The organism is Citrobacter sp. CK195 (assembly GCF_030333365.1).
Lineage (GTDB): Bacteria > Pseudomonadota > Gammaproteobacteria > Enterobacterales > Enterobacteriaceae > Citrobacter_B > Citrobacter_B koseri.
The window spans coordinates 408,654-423,652 of sequence record NZ_JAOWGB010000025.1 but is presented as its reverse complement, the minus strand read 5'-3'; the positions used below and the strand labels follow the sequence as shown (position 1 = coordinate 423,652).

Sequence of the window (14,999 nt, the reverse complement as noted above, 5' to 3'; positions counted from 1 at the left end):
CGAAGAATGGCGTACGGGATAAAAAAAACCGACGCGCAAAGGCGTCGGTTATGACAGGATGAGCTCAGGTCAGATAGCGACCGGCGCTTTAATGCCAGGATGCGGGTCGTAGCCTTCAATCTCAAAATCTTCAAAACGGTAGTCGAAGATAGAGTCAGGCTTACGTTTGATCACCAGTTTCGGCAGCGCGCGCGGTTCGCGGCTTAACTGTAGGTGCGTCTGTTCCATATGGTTGCTGTACAGGTGCGTGTCGCCGCCGGTCCAGACGAAGTCGCCCACTTCCAGGTCGCACTGTTGCGCCATCATATGCACCAGTAACGCATAGCTGGCGATATTAAACGGCAGCCCCAGGAAGACGTCGCAGGAGCGCTGATACAGCTGGCAGGAGAGTTTGCCGTCCGCAACATAGAACTGGAAGAACGCATGACACGGCGCCAGCGCCATTTTATCCAGCTCGCCGACGTTCCAGGCGGAAACAATAATACGGCGGGAGTCCGGGTCATTTTTCAACTGGTTCATGACCGTGGTGATCTGGTCAATATGGCGACCGTCCGGCGCAGGCCATGCGCGCCACTGTTTGCCATATACCGGGCCTAAATTACCGTTTTCATCGGCCCATTCGTCCCAGATCGTCACATTGTTTTCATGCAGGTAAGCGACGTTGGTATCGCCTTGCAGGAACCACAACAGCTCGTGAATGATGGAGCGTAAATGGCAGCGCTTCGTCGTCACCAGCGGAAATCCTTCCCGCAGGTTAAAACGCATCTGATGACCAAAAATGGAAAGCGTTCCGGTTCCGGTACGGTCGTTTTTCTGTGTGCCTTCATCCAGCACTTTTTGCATCAGTTCTAAATACTGTTTCATGGTTCCTCAGGAAACGTGTTGCTGTGGGCTGCGGCGGTAAGCCCAAACCATCATGATCACACCAGCGACAATCATCGGGATAGAGAGAATCTGCCCCATGCTGATGTACTGTACCCATGCGCCGGTAAACTGCGCATCCGGCTGGCGGAAGAATTCAACAATGATACGAAACGCGCCATAGCCAATCAGGAACAGGCCAGAGACAGCCCCCATCGGGCGCGACTTGCGGATAAACAGGTTAAGAATAATGAACAGCACGATACCTTCCAGCACCAGCTCATACAGCTGGGACGGATGGCGAGGCAGAACGCCATAGGTATCAAAGATCGACTGCCACTGCGGGTTTGACGGCAACAGCGCGATATCTTCCGCACGAGAGCCCGGGAACAGCATGGCAAACGGGAAGCTTGGATCGACACGCCCCCACAGCTCGCCGTTGATAAAGTTCCCCAGACGCCCTGCGCCTAAACCAAAAGGAATCAGCGGCGCGATAAAATCGGATACCTGGAAGAAAGAACGTTTAGTGCGTCTGGCGAAGATCACCATCACCAGAATGACGCCGATCAGGCCGCCGTGGAAAGACATGCCGCCATCCCAGACGCGGAACAGATAGAGCGGATTTTCCAGGAACAGCGGGAAGTTGTAGAACAGAACGTAACCAATACGGCCACCGAGGAAAACGCCGAGAAAACCGGCATAGAGTAAGTTTTCAACTTCGTTTTTGGTCCAGCCGCTGCCCGGACGGTTTGCCCGGCGAATCGCCAGCCACATTGCAAAGACAAAACCGACCAGGTACATCATGCCGTACCAGTGCAGCGCAACGGGCCCAATTGAGAAAATGACCGGATCAAATTCCGGAAAATGCAGATAGCTACTGGTCATCTGTCACCACAAGTTCTTGTTATTTCGCTGAAAATAGACAGCAATTGATATGCGCGCCAGCCGTTCACAGGCGCTCCAAAGGAGCGAATGATAGCACAAGGGGTGCATCGGTGATGCCGGGAAGATGTAAAAGATCTGTATAGGCTATCAATGACAATCCCAGGAATGCCTGATGGCGCTTACGCTTATCAGGCCTACGAACCGCGCAACACCTTTGCCTGATGGCGCTACGCTTATCAGGCCTACGGACCGCGCAACACCTTTGCCTGATGGCGCTTACGCTTATCAGGCCTACAGACCGCGCAACACCTTTGCCTGATGGCGCTTACGCTTATCAGGCCTACAGACGGTACAACACCTTTGCCTGATGGCGCTACGCTTATCAGGTCTACAGACGGCACAACATCTTTGCCTGATGGCGCTACGCTTATCAGGTCTACAGACGGCACCGTGCCGTAGGCCGGATAAGGCGCGTGCGCCGCCATCCGGCAATCAAGGGCACAGCGCCTGTCACAACCCCCCGCGTATCAGGCCTCCCATGCCACGGCGCTCCATAAACGCCGCCACCTGATGACGCACTTCCGTCGCCATTTGCGCTTCCAGACTGCGCTGCGCCAGCGTTTGCGCGTCTTCATAATCAATGTGCCGCAGCAGGTATTTCACGCGCGCGACGGAGCGACCGTTCATCGACAGATGGCGGAATCCCAGGCCTATCAGGATCGCCACACACATCGGATCGCCCGCCATTTCACCACATAGCCGCAAATCAAGCCCCTGTTTTTCGGCTTCCTGAGCGATCATCGCCAGCGCACGTAACATCCCCGGATGCAGGCTGTCGTAAATACTGGCCACACGCGTATTGTTGCGATCAACCGCCAGGATGTACTGCGTCAGATCATTGGTGCCAACGGAGATAAAATCGACCCGGTTCGCCAGTTGCGGCAGCATAAATACCATCGACGGCACTTCCAGCATGATCCCAATGCGCGGCCTGGGGATCGCGTAACCGATCATCTCTTCGACTTCACGCCCGGCACGCTCAATCAGGCGTCGCGCTTCATCCACTTCATCAATGCTGGTGACCATCGGCAGTAAAATGCTCAGGTTGCCGGTCGCGGCGTTGGCGCGCAGCATCGCGCGCACCTGGATCAGGAAGATCTCCGGCTGATCGAGCGTAATACGAATGCCGCGCCAGCCCAGGCACGGGTTTTCTTCGCTGATCGGCATATAGGGCAGTTGCTTGTCCGCGCCGACATCCAGCGTACGCAAAGTCACCGGTTTGTCGTTAAACATTTGCAGCATCCCCTGATACTGCGCCACCTGCTCTTCTTCCGAGGGGAAACCGCTTTGCAACATGAACGGAATTTCGGTGCGATAAAGCCCGATACCGTCGATACGGCTGCCCAGCTTCTCTTCATGTTCCGGGCTTAACCCTGCGTTAAGCATCACCTTAACGCGTTCGCCGCTTTTCAGATGCGCGGGCAGATTGACATCATCTTCCGCCAGCCGGCTTAGTTCATTCTCTTCGCTGATAAGCCGCTGATATTCCTGCAACAATACCGGTTCAGGATCGACCAGCAGTTCCCCGCGATAGCCATCCACCACCAGCGTGCGGTGATGAAGAACCGAAGGCTGAATATCCGCGCCCATCACGGTCGGAATACCGAGCGCGCGCACCATAATCGCCGCATGCGAGTTAGCCGCGCCGTCGCGAACCACGACGCCGGCCAGTCTGTCCTGCGGCAGTTCCGCCAGCGTGGTGGCTGAGAGTTCGTCCGCCACCAGCACAAAACGCTCGGGCCATGTGTTCGGCCCCTGAATGGTGTCATCCAGGTGGAATAACAGACGCTGGCCCAGCGCGCGTAAATCTCCGGCACGCTCTTTGAGGTAGCCATCCGTCAGGGCGGCAAACTGCTCGGCAAACTTTTCGATGACTTTTTTGACGGCCCACTCCGCCACCGCGCCTTTATCGACTTCGGCAAACAGTTCACGACGCAGTCGGGCATCAGAAAGCAGGTGTGAATACAGATCGAAGATCGCCGCCGTCTCTTTCTGCGCGCCAGCGGCAAAGCGCTTACTGTAACGACGAAATTCGTTAGCGGCCTCTTCCAGCGCGCCGGTCAGCCGCTCGCGCTCAAGCGCCGGGTCAAGGGTGGAGGCTTCATAGACCTGCTCCATCAGCGGCAACGTTGCATCCTGCCAGCCTTCCGCTATCGCCACGCCGGGCGCGGCGGGCAGCGCACGGATGCGCGTATGGCGGTATTGACCAAATAACGCGGTTAGCTGCGTCTGCGAAAGGATAGCCGCCATCTGAGTCGCCAGCGTAACGAGGAAAGACTCCTCACTTTCATCGTACTGGCGCAGTTCACGCTGCTGTACCACCAGCACCCCCAGTAGCTGGCGGCGCTGAATAATCGGCACGCCCAGAAAAGCGCGGAAACGCTCCTCTTTTACTGACGGGATGTATTTAAAGCTGGGGTGTTTCTGCGCATCGGCAAGGTTGATCGGTTCCGCCAGCCTGCCAACCAGGCCGACGATACCTTCATCAAATGCGAGTGTGACAGTACGGCCACGCGGTTTTTTTAGCCCTCGCGTCGCCATGAGGTAGTAACAACGTCGGTCGTGATCGGCCAGATAGACCGAACAGACCTCTGTATCCATCGCAAGACAGATATCAGTGACCAGAATATTCAGCGCCTCGTTAAGGCGCGGCGCACTGGCCACCTTTTCCACTATTTCGCGCAGGCGAGTGAGCATAATTTGCGTAGCTTTAACCTCTTTTACGTCGCCAGGCAGGTGCGTTTTGTGGCTTCGGCGTACTCTCCTGAAGCGCCATCACGACACTTGCGAACTCTTTCATCACCCTGCGGTAGACATCGCGTTTAAATGACACCACCTGCCTGACCGGGTACCAGTAACTTACCCAGCGCCAGCCATCAAACTCAGGGGTGCTGCTGGTTTGCATATTGATTTCCGCATCAGCGCTCATCAATTGCAGAAGAAACCATTTTTGTTTCTGGCCGATACAAACCGGCTTCGTGTCCCAACGCACCAAACGTTTCGGTAACTTGTAACGCAACCAGTTGCGAGTAGAAGCAAGTATCCGCACATCTTTACGGCTCAACCCGACTTCTTCAAACAGTTCCCGGTACATCGCTTGTTCTGCTGACTCCCCTGAATTTATCCCGCCTTGCGGGAATTGCCAGGAGTGCTGACCAAATCGCCGGGCCCACATAACCTGCCCCTGGCGATTACAAATTACGATACCTACATTTGGGCGGTAGCCATCGTCATCAATCACCGGACTACCTCAACATAAACCTTATATATGAATGATTGTTTCACACTCCAGAGAGACGGTAAACCACTCTGTTAGGCGTACGAGCTACTAATAACAATTGAATAACTCACAGCAAATAGCCGAGTTATAAACAGAGAGGTGTGTTCACAGACGATTTTATTCACCTTTTCTGTGGATATAGTTGTGAAGAAGTACGGAATTACTACGGGAAAACCCGGAACAGTCTGAATTGGGCGGCAAACACCATCAAAAAATAGCCCCGTAAATTCATTAAGTTAAATGCAAAACCTGCGACCATTCGTGCTAAATCGTGACAGCCATCACATTGAAGATCGTCAGGCTGATGAAAGATCAACCACCGTCGCTTTTATCCACAGATTGTGCCAATAAGTTAGGCACAATTTGTGTAAAAATTCGATTTTCGTCGCACGTCAAGGCTGTAAATTGAAACAGTAGTGGCGGTTTTTCACAGTTATCCCATCTTTCTGTGGATAACATGGTGTAAGATCCTGTTTATTTTCAGTGACCAGATTTGGAAAACCCATTTCTCTGTTGCGCAACTTGCAGGATCAGTTCCTAAAAACCAATATAAATCATGCGATTGAACATCGCGTGTGGAAATCGTTAAACTCTGTTCATACGGTATAAAATCATTGTTCACTTTTTCGCCTAAGGTATAACGTCATGCCCGGACTCCGCCCGCTACTTTCTCCGCCAGCATCTGAAGCCCTTTTGCTTGCCCAGGCGCAGCAGCTTTCAGGTTACTCGCTGGGCGAACTGGCGGCGCTGGCCGGTTTAGTGGCCCCCAAAGATTTGAAACGGGATAAAGGCTGGATTGGCGTGCTGCTGGAGATCTGGCTCGGCGCCAGCGCCGGTAGCAAACCGGAACAAGATTTCGCCGCGCTTGGCGTGGAGCTGAAAACAATTCCCGTCGATAGCCTTGGCCGCCCGCTGGAAACCACGTTTGTCTGCGTCGCGCCGCTAACCGGCAACAGCGGCGTGACGTGGGAAACAAGTCACGTCCGCCACAAATTAAAACGTGTGTTATGGGTTCCCGTAGAGGGGGATCGCAGTATTCCGTTAGCCGATCGGCGCGTCGGTTCCCCACTGCTGTGGAGCCCAAATGAAGAAGAAGACCAGCAGCTTCGCCTCGACTGGGAAGAGTTGATGGACATGATTGTGCTGGGTCAGGTTGAGCGGATCACCGCCCGGCATGGCGAATTTTTACAACTGCGGCCAAAAGCGGCGAATGCCAAAGCCCTTACCGAAGCAATTGGCGCGCAGGGAGAGACCATTCTGACGCTGCCGCGCGGCTTTTATCTGAAAAAGAACTTCACTCGCACGCTGCTGGCCCGCCATTTCCTGTTACAGGGCTAACAGGCACAGACTGGACTTTCACCTGCCGCATTGCGCGCCTATAATTAGCGCTTCTTTTTTTTGGCAGGACTTTGTTCGATGTTATTTGCATGGGTAACCGATCCTAACGCCTGGCTCGCGCTCGGTACGCTGACGCTGCTGGAGATCGTTCTTGGGATCGACAATATTATTTTCCTCTCTCTGGTGGTGGCGAAACTTCCTACAGCGCAACGGAATCACGCCCGACGCCTTGGGCTGGCGGCGGCGATGGTGATGCGTCTGGCTTTGCTGGCTTCTATCGCCTGGGTCACACGCCTGACAAACCCGCTGTTCGAGATTTTCGGCGAAGCGATTTCCGCCCGCGATCTGATCCTGCTGCTGGGTGGATTGTTCCTGATCTGGAAAGCCAGTAAAGAAATTCACGAATCGATTGAAGGCGAGGAAGAAGGGCTGAAAACGCGCGTCTCCTCCTTCCTGGGCGCAATTGTCCAGATCATGATGCTGGATATTATTTTCAGCCTTGATTCCGTCATCACGGCGGTGGGCCTCTCGGATCATCTGTTTATCATGATGGCGGCAGTTGTGATTGCCGTCGGCGTAATGATGTTCGCGGCGCGCCCTATCGGCGAGTTTGTTGACCGCCACCCTTCCGTAAAAATGCTGGCGCTCTCTTTCCTGATTCTGGTCGGCTTTACCCTGATTCTGGAAAGTTTCGATGTACACGTTCCGAAAGGGTACATCTACTTCGCCATGTTCTTCTCTATCGCCGTAGAGAGCCTGAACCTGATGCGCAATAAAAAGAACCCTCTCTGATTCACTCTTTCGCTCCCTGTAAGGGGAGCGAATACCCGCAATGCCTCTCCCGTTCCTCACAGTTTAAGATTTTACTGCTTTTATCAGACATAACTTCAGGTTATTACTAGACTATTATCAGACGCAGGCCACGTGAGGATAAATGGATGAAAAAATGGGCAGTTGTGATTTCCGCTGTAGGACTGGCTTTTGCTGTTTCTGGATGTAGCAGCGATTATGTAATGGCGACCAAAGATGGTCGGATGATTCTGACCGACGGTAAACCAGAAATTGACGATGATACGGGTCTGGTGAGCTACCACGATCAGCAAGGCAACGCGATGCAAATCAATCGTGACGAAGTCTCTCAGATCATTGAACGCTAATTGTTGAGGTCAGCAGCCCTGCTGGCCTTAGAATTTTCTCTTTCCCTTTTCTCTTCCCTCTGCCATTTTTATATTCCTTTGTCGGGATTTACTGACTTCATAATAAGAAGGAAACGGCTATGCACTATCACCGTATACCCCACAGCTCGCTTGAAATAAGTACACTGGGGCTGGGCACAATGACGTTTGGTGAACAAAACAGCGAAGCCGACGCACATGCACAGCTCGATTACGCCGTGGATCAGGGCATTAACCTGATCGACGTCGCCGAAATGTATCCGGTGCCTCCACGCCCGGAAACCCAGGGGCTAACAGAAACCTATGTCGGTAACTGGCTTGCTAAACACGGCAGCCGTGAGAAGCTGGTTATCGCTTCCAAGGTAAGCGGCCCATCGCGTAATAACGACAGCGGAATTCGCCCCAATCAGGCGCTGGATCGTAAAAATATCCGTGAGGCCTTACACGATAGCCTCAAACGCCTGCAAACCGACTATCTGGACCTGTATCAGGTTCACTGGCCGCAGCGCCCGACCAACTGCTTCGGCAAGCTGGGCTACAGCTGGACGGATTCGACACCGGTTGTCACGCTGCTCGAAACGCTGGATGCGCTGACGGAGTTCCAGCGCGCGGGCAAAATTCGCTACATCGGCGTCTCTAACGAAACGGCCTTCGGCGTCATGCGCTATCTGCATCTGGCAGATAAACATGACCTGCCGCGCATTGTCACTATCCAGAACCCTTACAGCCTGCTGAACCGCAGTTATGAGGTGGGATTGGCGGAAGTCAGCCAGTATGAAGGCGTCGAGCTGCTGGCCTACTCTTGCCTGGCGTTCGGTACGTTGACCGGTAAATATCTGAATGGCGCCAAACCCGCTGGCGCGCGCAACACCCTGTTTAGCCGCTTTACGCGCTACAGCGGCGAGCAGGCGCAAAAGGCGGTTGCGGCCTACGTCGACATCGCCAGACGCCACAACCTCGATCCGGCCCAGATGGCGCTGGCGTTTGTGCGTCGTCAGCCGTTCGTCGCCAGCACCCTGTTGGGCGCAACGACGATGGCGCAGTTAAAAACCAACGTTGAGAGTTTGCATCTGGAGTTAAGCGAAGAGGTGCTGGCGGAGATCGAAGCGGTACACCAGGTTTATACCTACCCGGCACCGTAATGCACATATCCGGCACTTCTGCCTGATGGCGCTACGCTTATCAGGCCTACAGACGGCACCATACCGTAGGCCGGATAAGGCGCCTGCGCCGCCATCCGGCGCTTCTGCCTGATGGCGCTGCGCTTATCAGGCCTACCGACGGCGCAACAATCACATCTGGCGGCGCTGCCAAATCCACAGCGCCGCAATCGCCAGCGCAAACAGCCCGCCAAAACCAATGCCGATCGCCACGACCGGAATGCCCACCAGTACGGCCAGCGAATAGAGACCCAGCATCAACAGCATCGCGCTGTTCTCCCCCAGGTTCTGTACCGCAATCGCGTTGCCCGCGCCGACGCTTTTCTTGCCACGCTCCTGCAACAACGCATTGAGCGGCACCACGAAAAAGCCGCCCAGCACGCCAATAAGCGTCAACAGCGCATAGGCCGGAAGCAACGCGTGTTGCAAAGAAAAAATCAGCACCACCACGCCAATCAGAATACCCGCAGGCATACAACGCGCTACCGTCTCCAGCGTAACCAGCTTCGCCGCAGCGCCTGCGCCCACAACAATACCGATCGCCACCATTGCGTTCAGGTAAGTCGGCGTGGCGTTATCGGTAATTCCCAGCGCTACCGGCACCCACAGCACCAGCAGAAAACGCAGCGTGACGCCCGCGCCCCAAAAAAGGCTGGTGCCAACCAGCGAGAAACGCGTCTCCCCGTTACGCCAGAGCGACATGCAGGCGCAGAAGAAGCTGCGCACCATCTTACGCAAATGCCAGGACTGGCCTGGCCGCGCCGCCGCGAGTTTCGGAATAAAAAGGTTAGCGACAACTGCGCCCGCATAGGCCAACGCACAGGCGACCAGCGCCGCAATCACATGCCAGTCTGCCAGTACGCCGCCCGCCACCGATCCCAGCAGAATCGCGGCAATGGTGGAGGCTTCCATCAGACCATTGGCTTTCACCAGTTTGTCGCCCGTGGTCAGCTCGCCAAGAATGCCATATTTCGCCGGAGAGTAAGCCGCCGCGCCAATCCCCACCAGCGTATAGCCGACAAAGGGATTAAAACCAAAACAGATGCTCGCGGCGCCCAACAGTTTCAGGCCGTTGGCGAACATCATCACCCGACCTTTGGCAAAGCTGTCCGCCACCTGCCCGACAAAGGGGGCAAAAAGAATGTAAGCGCCTACAAACACCATTTGCAGGATCGGCTGGCTCCAGTCCGGGTAGAACTGCGCCTTCAGCAGCGCCAGCGTCGCGAACAACAGCGCGTTATCGCCAAACGCAGAGAGAAACTGCGCGGCGATAACCGACATCATCCCTTTCGACCAGATCGAGGTGTTAGTATGTACTGACTCACGCATGTTGTTTTTCCGGTTCATCAACCCAGCTTTTCAGCGTCACAAAGTCCGGCTTGCCGCTGCCCAGTAACGGAAGTTGTTTCAGATAGCGGATATCACGCGGTACGGCAAGTTCAGGAATGCCGTGTGTGCGGGCATATTGCAGCAGGCTTTCACGCGTCAGCTCGCCGTCTGTCGTGAACAGCACCAGCGCTTCGCCTTTGCTGGCGTCGCTTTTAATCGCCGTGGCGTGCATTTTATCTGGCGAGACGCCCAGCGCCAGCTGTTCGACCATCTCCAGCGAAACCATCTCTCCGGCGATTTTCGCAAAGCGCTTCGCTCGCCCCTGGATCTGCACAAAACCGTTTTCATCGAAACGCACAATATCGCCCGTGTCGTACCAGCCCTGTTCAACGTCGCCCAGCGCATTTTCCGCCGCAGGCGCTTCCAGCACGCCCGGTTTTTCAACCCGCAGGTAGCCATTCATGATATTAGGCCCTTTGAGTTGCAGACGCCCGCCGTCATCAATGCCCGGAACCGCCAGCAAGCGCGCATCCATGCCTGGCAAAATGCGCCCAACGGTGCCCGGCTTCGCCGCCATAGGTACGTTAATCGACACGACCGGCGCGCATTCGGTCACGCCGTAACCTTCCAGAACGCGCAGGCCGAATTTGTCCTGCCAGAGCTGTCGGGTGCTGTCCTGCAATTTTTCCGCGCCGGCGACGACATAGCGCAGACGATAGAAGTCATACGGGTTGGCAAACCGCGCGTAGTTGCCCAGAAACGTCGACGTGCCAAACAGCACCGTGCAGTTCCGGTCATAGACCAGTTCCGGCACAATGCGATAGTGCAACGGGCTGGGATAGAGAAACACCTCAGCGCCGGTCAGCAGCGGCGTCAACAGGCCGACGGTCAGACCGAAGGAGTGGAACAGCGGCAGCGCTGACATAAAGCGGTCGTTCGCCGTGAAATCGGCAATGGTTTTTATCTGCTCAACGTTCGCCAGAAGGCTTTTATGGCTGTGCACCACGCCTTTCGGGTGCCCTTCCGAACCGGATGTAAAGAGGATCATTGCCGCCTCTTCCGGCCGCTGTTTGACCTGCGCCAGGCGCGGCATCAGCAGATGCGCAAAAATCCAGAGCTTATCGGCGAGCGTCACATCAGCTTTTAAATCTTCGAGATAAATCCAGCGAACCTGCGTCAGTTGCTCCGGCAGATGCCAGAGTTTGCCTTTCTCAAGAAACTGACGGGAGGTGAATACGGTTTTGATCTCCGCAGCGGTAATGGCGCTGGTCAACCCTTTCACACCCGCCGTGTAGTTCATCATCGCCGGGATACGGCCACGAGAAACCGCGCCAAAGATGACGGCGGCGCTGATGGCCGCGTTTGGCAGCATCAGGCCGATGTTTTCGCCCTGCGCGCTGTATTTTTCCAGAATGCGGCCGACAAACAGCGTTTTTGTCAGCAATTTGCGATAAGTGTCCGGCGTGAAGTTAATATCTTCAACACAGTTTTTACCCGCCCCGTAGCGGTACTGCGCAGCTAACAGTGATTCATACAGCGTTTCACGCGGGCGCACCGCCATGCGCGCTTCCATCATAATTTGATGCAGCATTTCTCCGGCCAGTTTGCGGCGCTCGCGCGCTCGCGGCGCCTCCGGCATCGGCAGATGGGTGGGCGGCAAGATATGCAGGTGAATGCGCGGGAAAAAGCGCTGTTTTACTAGACCTTTCAGGCGGCTAAAGTGCGTAAGCTCTGCGCCTTCAATACGAACCGGCACCACCGTTGCGCCAGACTTCGCCGCCACAAACCCGGCGCCGTCGTAGATTTTCATCAACGAACCGCTCACCGAAATTCGCCCTTCCGGGAAGATAACCACCGGGCGGCCCTGCTCTACCAGGCGTACCAGGTGCTTAATCGCCATCGGCTTCGTCGGGTCGAGCGGCACAAAATCAATCAGCGACTTTAACCAGCGCATATACCATTGCTGGCTGATAGAGGAATAGACCGCGAAAACAGGGCGAACCGGTAAAAACAGGGCGAGTAAAATACCGTCGATAAAAGAGACATGGTTTGGCGTGATCAGGATGCGCTCACCCTGTAGCGCCCTGGCATCCCCGGTGACGCGTACACGATAAAGCACGCGGAACAGGTTGCGAAAAAATCCAAAAAGCATGTCAACTCCCTTTGCTCACAGTTCGGTAAAGATGCATGGTTGCAGATTATACGAGATGGGGAACAGGCGCGACAGGTAAATGGAAGGACGAAAAAAAACCTGCGCATCCGCGCAGGTTGGTGCAAGAGACAGGTACGAAGAGCGTACCGAATAATCTCACCAATCAATACCTCTGGGATCTTGATTGTGGTCTCCGGCGACGCTGCGCGCCACCAGCAAAACGCAAAGGAATGAACACAAATGCAACGAGTTGTGTAAATTATCGGTTACTGTTACAGATTGCTGTAAGCGCAAAAAAAAACCTGCACATGATGCGCAGGTTGGTGTAATTCTTGTGATCAACCCGAAAGCTGATTTCACCTATCAATACCTCTGGGATCTCAACTCTAGCAATCCGCCCGACGCCCTCACCAGCGAACAATCGCAACAGCGCTTCGCAAAGTGTAACCAAAGGTTTGCATTCTCCCTTTTCTGTCTTACTTCCCCGGCGTGCGCTCACATTTGCGCGTTCCCGTCAGGCAATCTGCTTGAACAGATAGCCATTTTCCGTAACACTGACGAAATGTAAGCGTTTACCCACTATAGGTACTGTTATGGCGACCATAAAGGATGTAGCCCGACTGGCTGGTGTTTCAGTCGCCACCGTTTCTCGCGTTATTAATGATTCCCCGAAAGCCAGCGAAGCATCCCGCCTCGCGGTCACCAGCGCGATGGAATCGCTCAGCTATCACCCCAACGCCAATGCGCGAGCGCTGGCGCAGCAATCCACAGAGACAATTGGTTTAGTTGTGGGGGATGTCTCCGACCCTTTCTTTGGCGCGATGGTTAAAGCGGTCGAGCAGGTGGCCTACCACACCGGTAATTTCTTACTGATTGGCAACGGCTACCACAATGAACAAAAAGAGCATCAGGCGATTGAACAACTGATCCGCCATCGTTGCGCGGCGTTAGTCGTACACGCCAAGATGATCCCGGACGCGGACCTGGCGTCATTAATGAAACAGATGCCTGGCATGGTGCTGATTAACCGCATCCTGCCTGGGTTTGAGCAGCGCTGCGTGGCGTTAGATGACCGTTACGGCGCCTGGCTGGCAACGCGTCACTTAATTCAGCAGGGCCATACCCGCATCGGCTATATCTGTTCCAACCATTCGATTTCTGATGCGGAAGACCGGCTCAAGGGTTATTACGACGCGCTGGAAGAGAGCCATATTCCGGCTAACGACAGGCTGGTCACGTTCGGTGAACCGGATGAGAGCGGCGGTGAACAGGCAATGACCGAACTGTTAGGTCGCGGAAGAAACTTCACGGCGATCGCCTGTTACAACGATTCGATGGCCGCAGGCGCAATGGGCGTATTAAACGACAACGGTATTGACGTGCCGGGCGAAATTTCACTGATTGGTTTCGATGATGTGCTGGTCTCGCGCTACGTGCGTCCACGTCTGACCACGGTACGCTACCCGATCGTGACCATGGCGACCCAGGCCGCCGAACTGGCGCTCGCGCTGGCGGAAAAACGGCCTGTACCCGAAATCACCCATGTCTTTAGCCCTACTCTGGTACGTCGGCATTCCGTTTCGACGCCGTCGGAAACCGGGAATTCTTCGTCAAACGATTAATCAGGATAGCGTCATGACAACAATGCTGGATGTTTCACGTCGCGCGGGCGTATCAAAAGCGACGGTTTCTCGCGTGCTGAACGGAACGGGACAGGTGAAAGAGAGCACGCGCCAGAAAGTCTTCAAAGCGATGCAGGCGTTAGATTACCGACCCAATTTTTTGGCGCGATCGCTGGCGAACCGCACCAGTAACAGCATTGGGCTTGTTGTCTCGACCTTTGACGGATTTTACTTCGGGCGTTTGCTGCAACAGGCGTCACGCCAGACGGAGTCGCACGGTAAGCAGCTTATCGTGACCGATGGCCATGACACGCCGGAACGCGAGCAAGAGGCGGTGCAAATGCTGGCCGACAGGCAGTGCGACGCGATCATTCTCTATACCCGCTATATGAGCGAAAAAACGATCATCTCGTTGATTAATACCATAGAGACGCCGCTGGTCGTGATCAACCGCGATGTCAGTCTGGCCCGCGATCGCGCCATATTCTTTGAACAGGAAGATGCCGCGTTTCAGGCGGTGGATTACCTAATCTCACAAGGCCATCGGGATATCGCCTGCATTACCGTACCGAATCACACGCCAACGGGAAAATCCCGCCTGACGGGCTACCGCAAGGCGCTGGAGAAAAACGGGATCGCCTGGGACCCGGCGAAAGTGAAATACGGCGACTCCAGTATGACACGCGGGTACGAAGCGTGCCGTGAACTGCTGGAGGAAGGGATCGCCTTTACCGCGCTCTTTGCCTGTAACGACGATATGGCGCTTGGCGCATCAAAGGCGCTGCATCAGGCCGGGCTGCGGATACCGCAGGATATCTCGCTGTTTGGCTTCGATGACGCGCCCAGCGCAAAGTGGCTGGAACCGGCGCTGTCCACCGTTTATCTGCCGATCGACAGTATGATCACCACCGCAATCGATCAGGCGATTCGGCTGGCGAGCGGCGAGGAGCTGGAGCCGATCCCGCCGTTTACAGGAACATTAGTGCTGCGTGATTCAGTGACCACCGGGCCATTTTTTCAGTCGGATTGCTGATGGTTTGCCGGATGGCGGCGCAAGCGCCTTATCCGGCCTGTGATATAGCACCGTCTGTAGGCCTGATAAGCGTAGCGCCATCAGGCAAAGGCGTCTTATCCAGC

At 55.1% G+C, this 14,999-nt stretch carries 14 protein-coding genes; 6 read left to right on the top strand and 8 right to left on the bottom strand.

Translation table 11 applies throughout. The annotated features are described in order from the left end of the window. Window positions 1-69 precede the first annotated feature (69 nt). The 6 genes from thyA to OGX93_RS22375 all read right to left on the bottom strand — a co-directional run bounded on the left by thyA (window position 70) and on the right by OGX93_RS22375 (window position 5,545). On the bottom strand, window positions 70-864 hold the full coding sequence (thyA, locus tag OGX93_RS16235; protein WP_012134943.1) for a thymidylate synthase: 795 nt from the start codon (window positions 862-864) through the stop codon (window positions 70-72). Between the two features lie 6 nt (window positions 865-870). Beyond that, window positions 871-1,746 carry a prolipoprotein diacylglyceryl transferase gene (gene lgt / locus OGX93_RS16230; protein ID WP_047461522.1) on the bottom strand — a complete coding sequence of 292 codons (876 nt, stop codon included), beginning with the start codon at window positions 1,744-1,746 and terminating at the stop codon, window positions 871-873. Window positions 1,747-2,037: 291 nt separating this feature from the next. Then, window positions 2,038-2,238 carry a hypothetical protein gene (locus OGX93_RS22295; protein WP_353622161.1) on the bottom strand — a complete coding sequence of 67 codons (201 nt, stop codon included), beginning with the start codon at window positions 2,236-2,238 and terminating at the stop codon, window positions 2,038-2,040. Window positions 2,239-2,256: 18 nt separating this feature from the next. Next, window positions 2,257-4,503 carry a phosphoenolpyruvate--protein phosphotransferase gene (gene ptsP, locus OGX93_RS16225; protein WP_012134945.1) on the bottom strand — a complete coding sequence of 749 codons (2,247 nt, stop codon included), beginning with the start codon at window positions 4,501-4,503 and terminating at the stop codon, window positions 2,257-2,259. Between the two features lie 13 nt (window positions 4,504-4,516). Next, window positions 4,517-5,047 carry an RNA pyrophosphohydrolase gene (rppH, locus tag OGX93_RS16220; protein WP_024130909.1) on the bottom strand — a complete coding sequence of 177 codons (531 nt, stop codon included), beginning with the start codon at window positions 5,045-5,047 and terminating at the stop codon, window positions 4,517-4,519. A gap of 351 nt (window positions 5,048-5,398) precedes the next feature. After that, a complete protein-coding gene (locus OGX93_RS22375) occupies window positions 5,399-5,545 on the bottom strand; it encodes a hypothetical protein (RefSeq protein WP_047461519.1) in 147 nt (48 codons plus the stop codon). A gap of 186 nt (window positions 5,546-5,731) precedes the next feature. Between OGX93_RS22375 and mutH the strand changes: the two genes are divergently transcribed. From mutH to OGX93_RS16200, 4 genes are all read left to right on the top strand, one after another. Continuing rightward, complete coding sequence (mutH, locus tag OGX93_RS16215; protein ID WP_047461516.1) at window positions 5,732-6,424, top strand: DNA mismatch repair endonuclease MutH; 693 nt, start codon at window positions 5,732-5,734, stop codon at window positions 6,422-6,424. A gap of 78 nt (window positions 6,425-6,502) precedes the next feature. Beyond that, window positions 6,503-7,216 carry a TerC family protein gene (locus tag OGX93_RS16210; RefSeq protein WP_012134949.1) on the top strand — a complete coding sequence of 238 codons (714 nt, stop codon included), beginning with the start codon at window positions 6,503-6,505 and terminating at the stop codon, window positions 7,214-7,216. Between the two features lie 146 nt (window positions 7,217-7,362). After that, the gene (ygdR, locus tag OGX93_RS16205) at window positions 7,363-7,581 is read left to right on the top strand and encodes a lipoprotein YgdR (protein WP_012134951.1); all 219 of its coding nucleotides are present in this window, start codon (window positions 7,363-7,365) and stop codon (window positions 7,579-7,581) included. A 119-nt stretch (window positions 7,582-7,700) separates the two neighbouring features. Beyond that, window positions 7,701-8,741, top strand: coding sequence for an NADP(H)-dependent aldo-keto reductase (locus OGX93_RS16200; RefSeq protein WP_115625871.1), 1,041 nt, complete (start codon window positions 7,701-7,703; stop codon window positions 8,739-8,741). 150 nt (window positions 8,742-8,891) lie between these two features. Here the strand turns inward: OGX93_RS16200 and lplT are convergent, their stop codons facing one another. Further along, on the bottom strand, window positions 8,892-10,088 hold the full coding sequence (lplT, locus tag OGX93_RS16195) for a lysophospholipid transporter LplT (protein ID WP_047461510.1): 1,197 nt from the start codon (window positions 10,086-10,088) through the stop codon (window positions 8,892-8,894). Next, window positions 10,081-12,240, bottom strand: coding sequence for a bifunctional acyl-ACP--phospholipid O-acyltransferase/long-chain-fatty-acid--ACP ligase (gene aas / locus OGX93_RS16190; RefSeq protein WP_012134954.1), 2,160 nt, complete (start codon window positions 12,238-12,240; stop codon window positions 10,081-10,083). Before aas ends, lplT begins: the two co-directional genes overlap by 8 nt. A gap of 593 nt (window positions 12,241-12,833) precedes the next feature. On the opposite strand from aas, the gene galR reads away from it, so the two are divergent. Further along, window positions 12,834-13,862 (top strand): HTH-type transcriptional regulator GalR, encoded by a 1,029-nt coding sequence (galR, locus tag OGX93_RS16185; protein WP_012134956.1) that lies wholly within the window; start codon window positions 12,834-12,836, stop codon window positions 13,860-13,862. Window positions 13,863-13,875: 13 nt separating this feature from the next. Further along, a complete protein-coding gene (locus OGX93_RS16180; RefSeq protein WP_047461502.1) occupies window positions 13,876-14,895 on the top strand; it encodes a LacI family DNA-binding transcriptional regulator in 1,020 nt (339 codons plus the stop codon). The last annotated feature ends 104 nt before the right edge of the window (window positions 14,896-14,999 follow it).

What these genes read in the sequence shown, in the direction of transcription:
- mutH (WP_047461516.1), top strand. Translation starts at nt 5,732, where the DNA reads ATGCCCGGACTCCGCCCGCTACTTTCTCCGCCAGCATCTGAAGCCCTT.
- OGX93_RS16180 (WP_047461502.1), top strand. Translation starts at nt 13,876, where the DNA reads ATGACAACAATGCTGGATGTTTCACGTCGCGCGGGCGTATCAAAAGCG.
- thyA (WP_012134943.1), bottom strand. Translation starts at nt 864, where the DNA reads ATGAAACAGTATTTAGAACTGATGCAAAAAGTGCTGGATGAAGGCACA.
- ptsP (WP_012134945.1), bottom strand. Translation starts at nt 4,503, where the DNA reads ATGCTCACTCGCCTGCGCGAAATAGTGGAAAAGGTGGCCAGTGCGCCG.
- ygdR (WP_012134951.1), top strand. Translation starts at nt 7,363, where the DNA reads ATGAAAAAATGGGCAGTTGTGATTTCCGCTGTAGGACTGGCTTTTGCT.
- lplT (WP_047461510.1), bottom strand. Translation starts at nt 10,088, where the DNA reads ATGCGTGAGTCAGTACATACTAACACCTCGATCTGGTCGAAAGGGATG.
- aas (WP_012134954.1), bottom strand. Translation starts at nt 12,240, where the DNA reads ATGCTTTTTGGATTTTTTCGCAACCTGTTCCGCGTGCTTTATCGTGTA.
- OGX93_RS16200 (WP_115625871.1), top strand. Translation starts at nt 7,701, where the DNA reads ATGCACTATCACCGTATACCCCACAGCTCGCTTGAAATAAGTACACTG.
- lgt (WP_047461522.1), bottom strand. Translation starts at nt 1,746, where the DNA reads ATGACCAGTAGCTATCTGCATTTTCCGGAATTTGATCCGGTCATTTTC.
- OGX93_RS22375 (WP_047461519.1), bottom strand. Translation starts at nt 5,545, where the DNA reads ATGTTATCCACAGAAAGATGGGATAACTGTGAAAAACCGCCACTACTG.
- galR (WP_012134956.1), top strand. Translation starts at nt 12,834, where the DNA reads ATGGCGACCATAAAGGATGTAGCCCGACTGGCTGGTGTTTCAGTCGCC.
- OGX93_RS16210 (WP_012134949.1), top strand. Translation starts at nt 6,503, where the DNA reads ATGTTATTTGCATGGGTAACCGATCCTAACGCCTGGCTCGCGCTCGGT.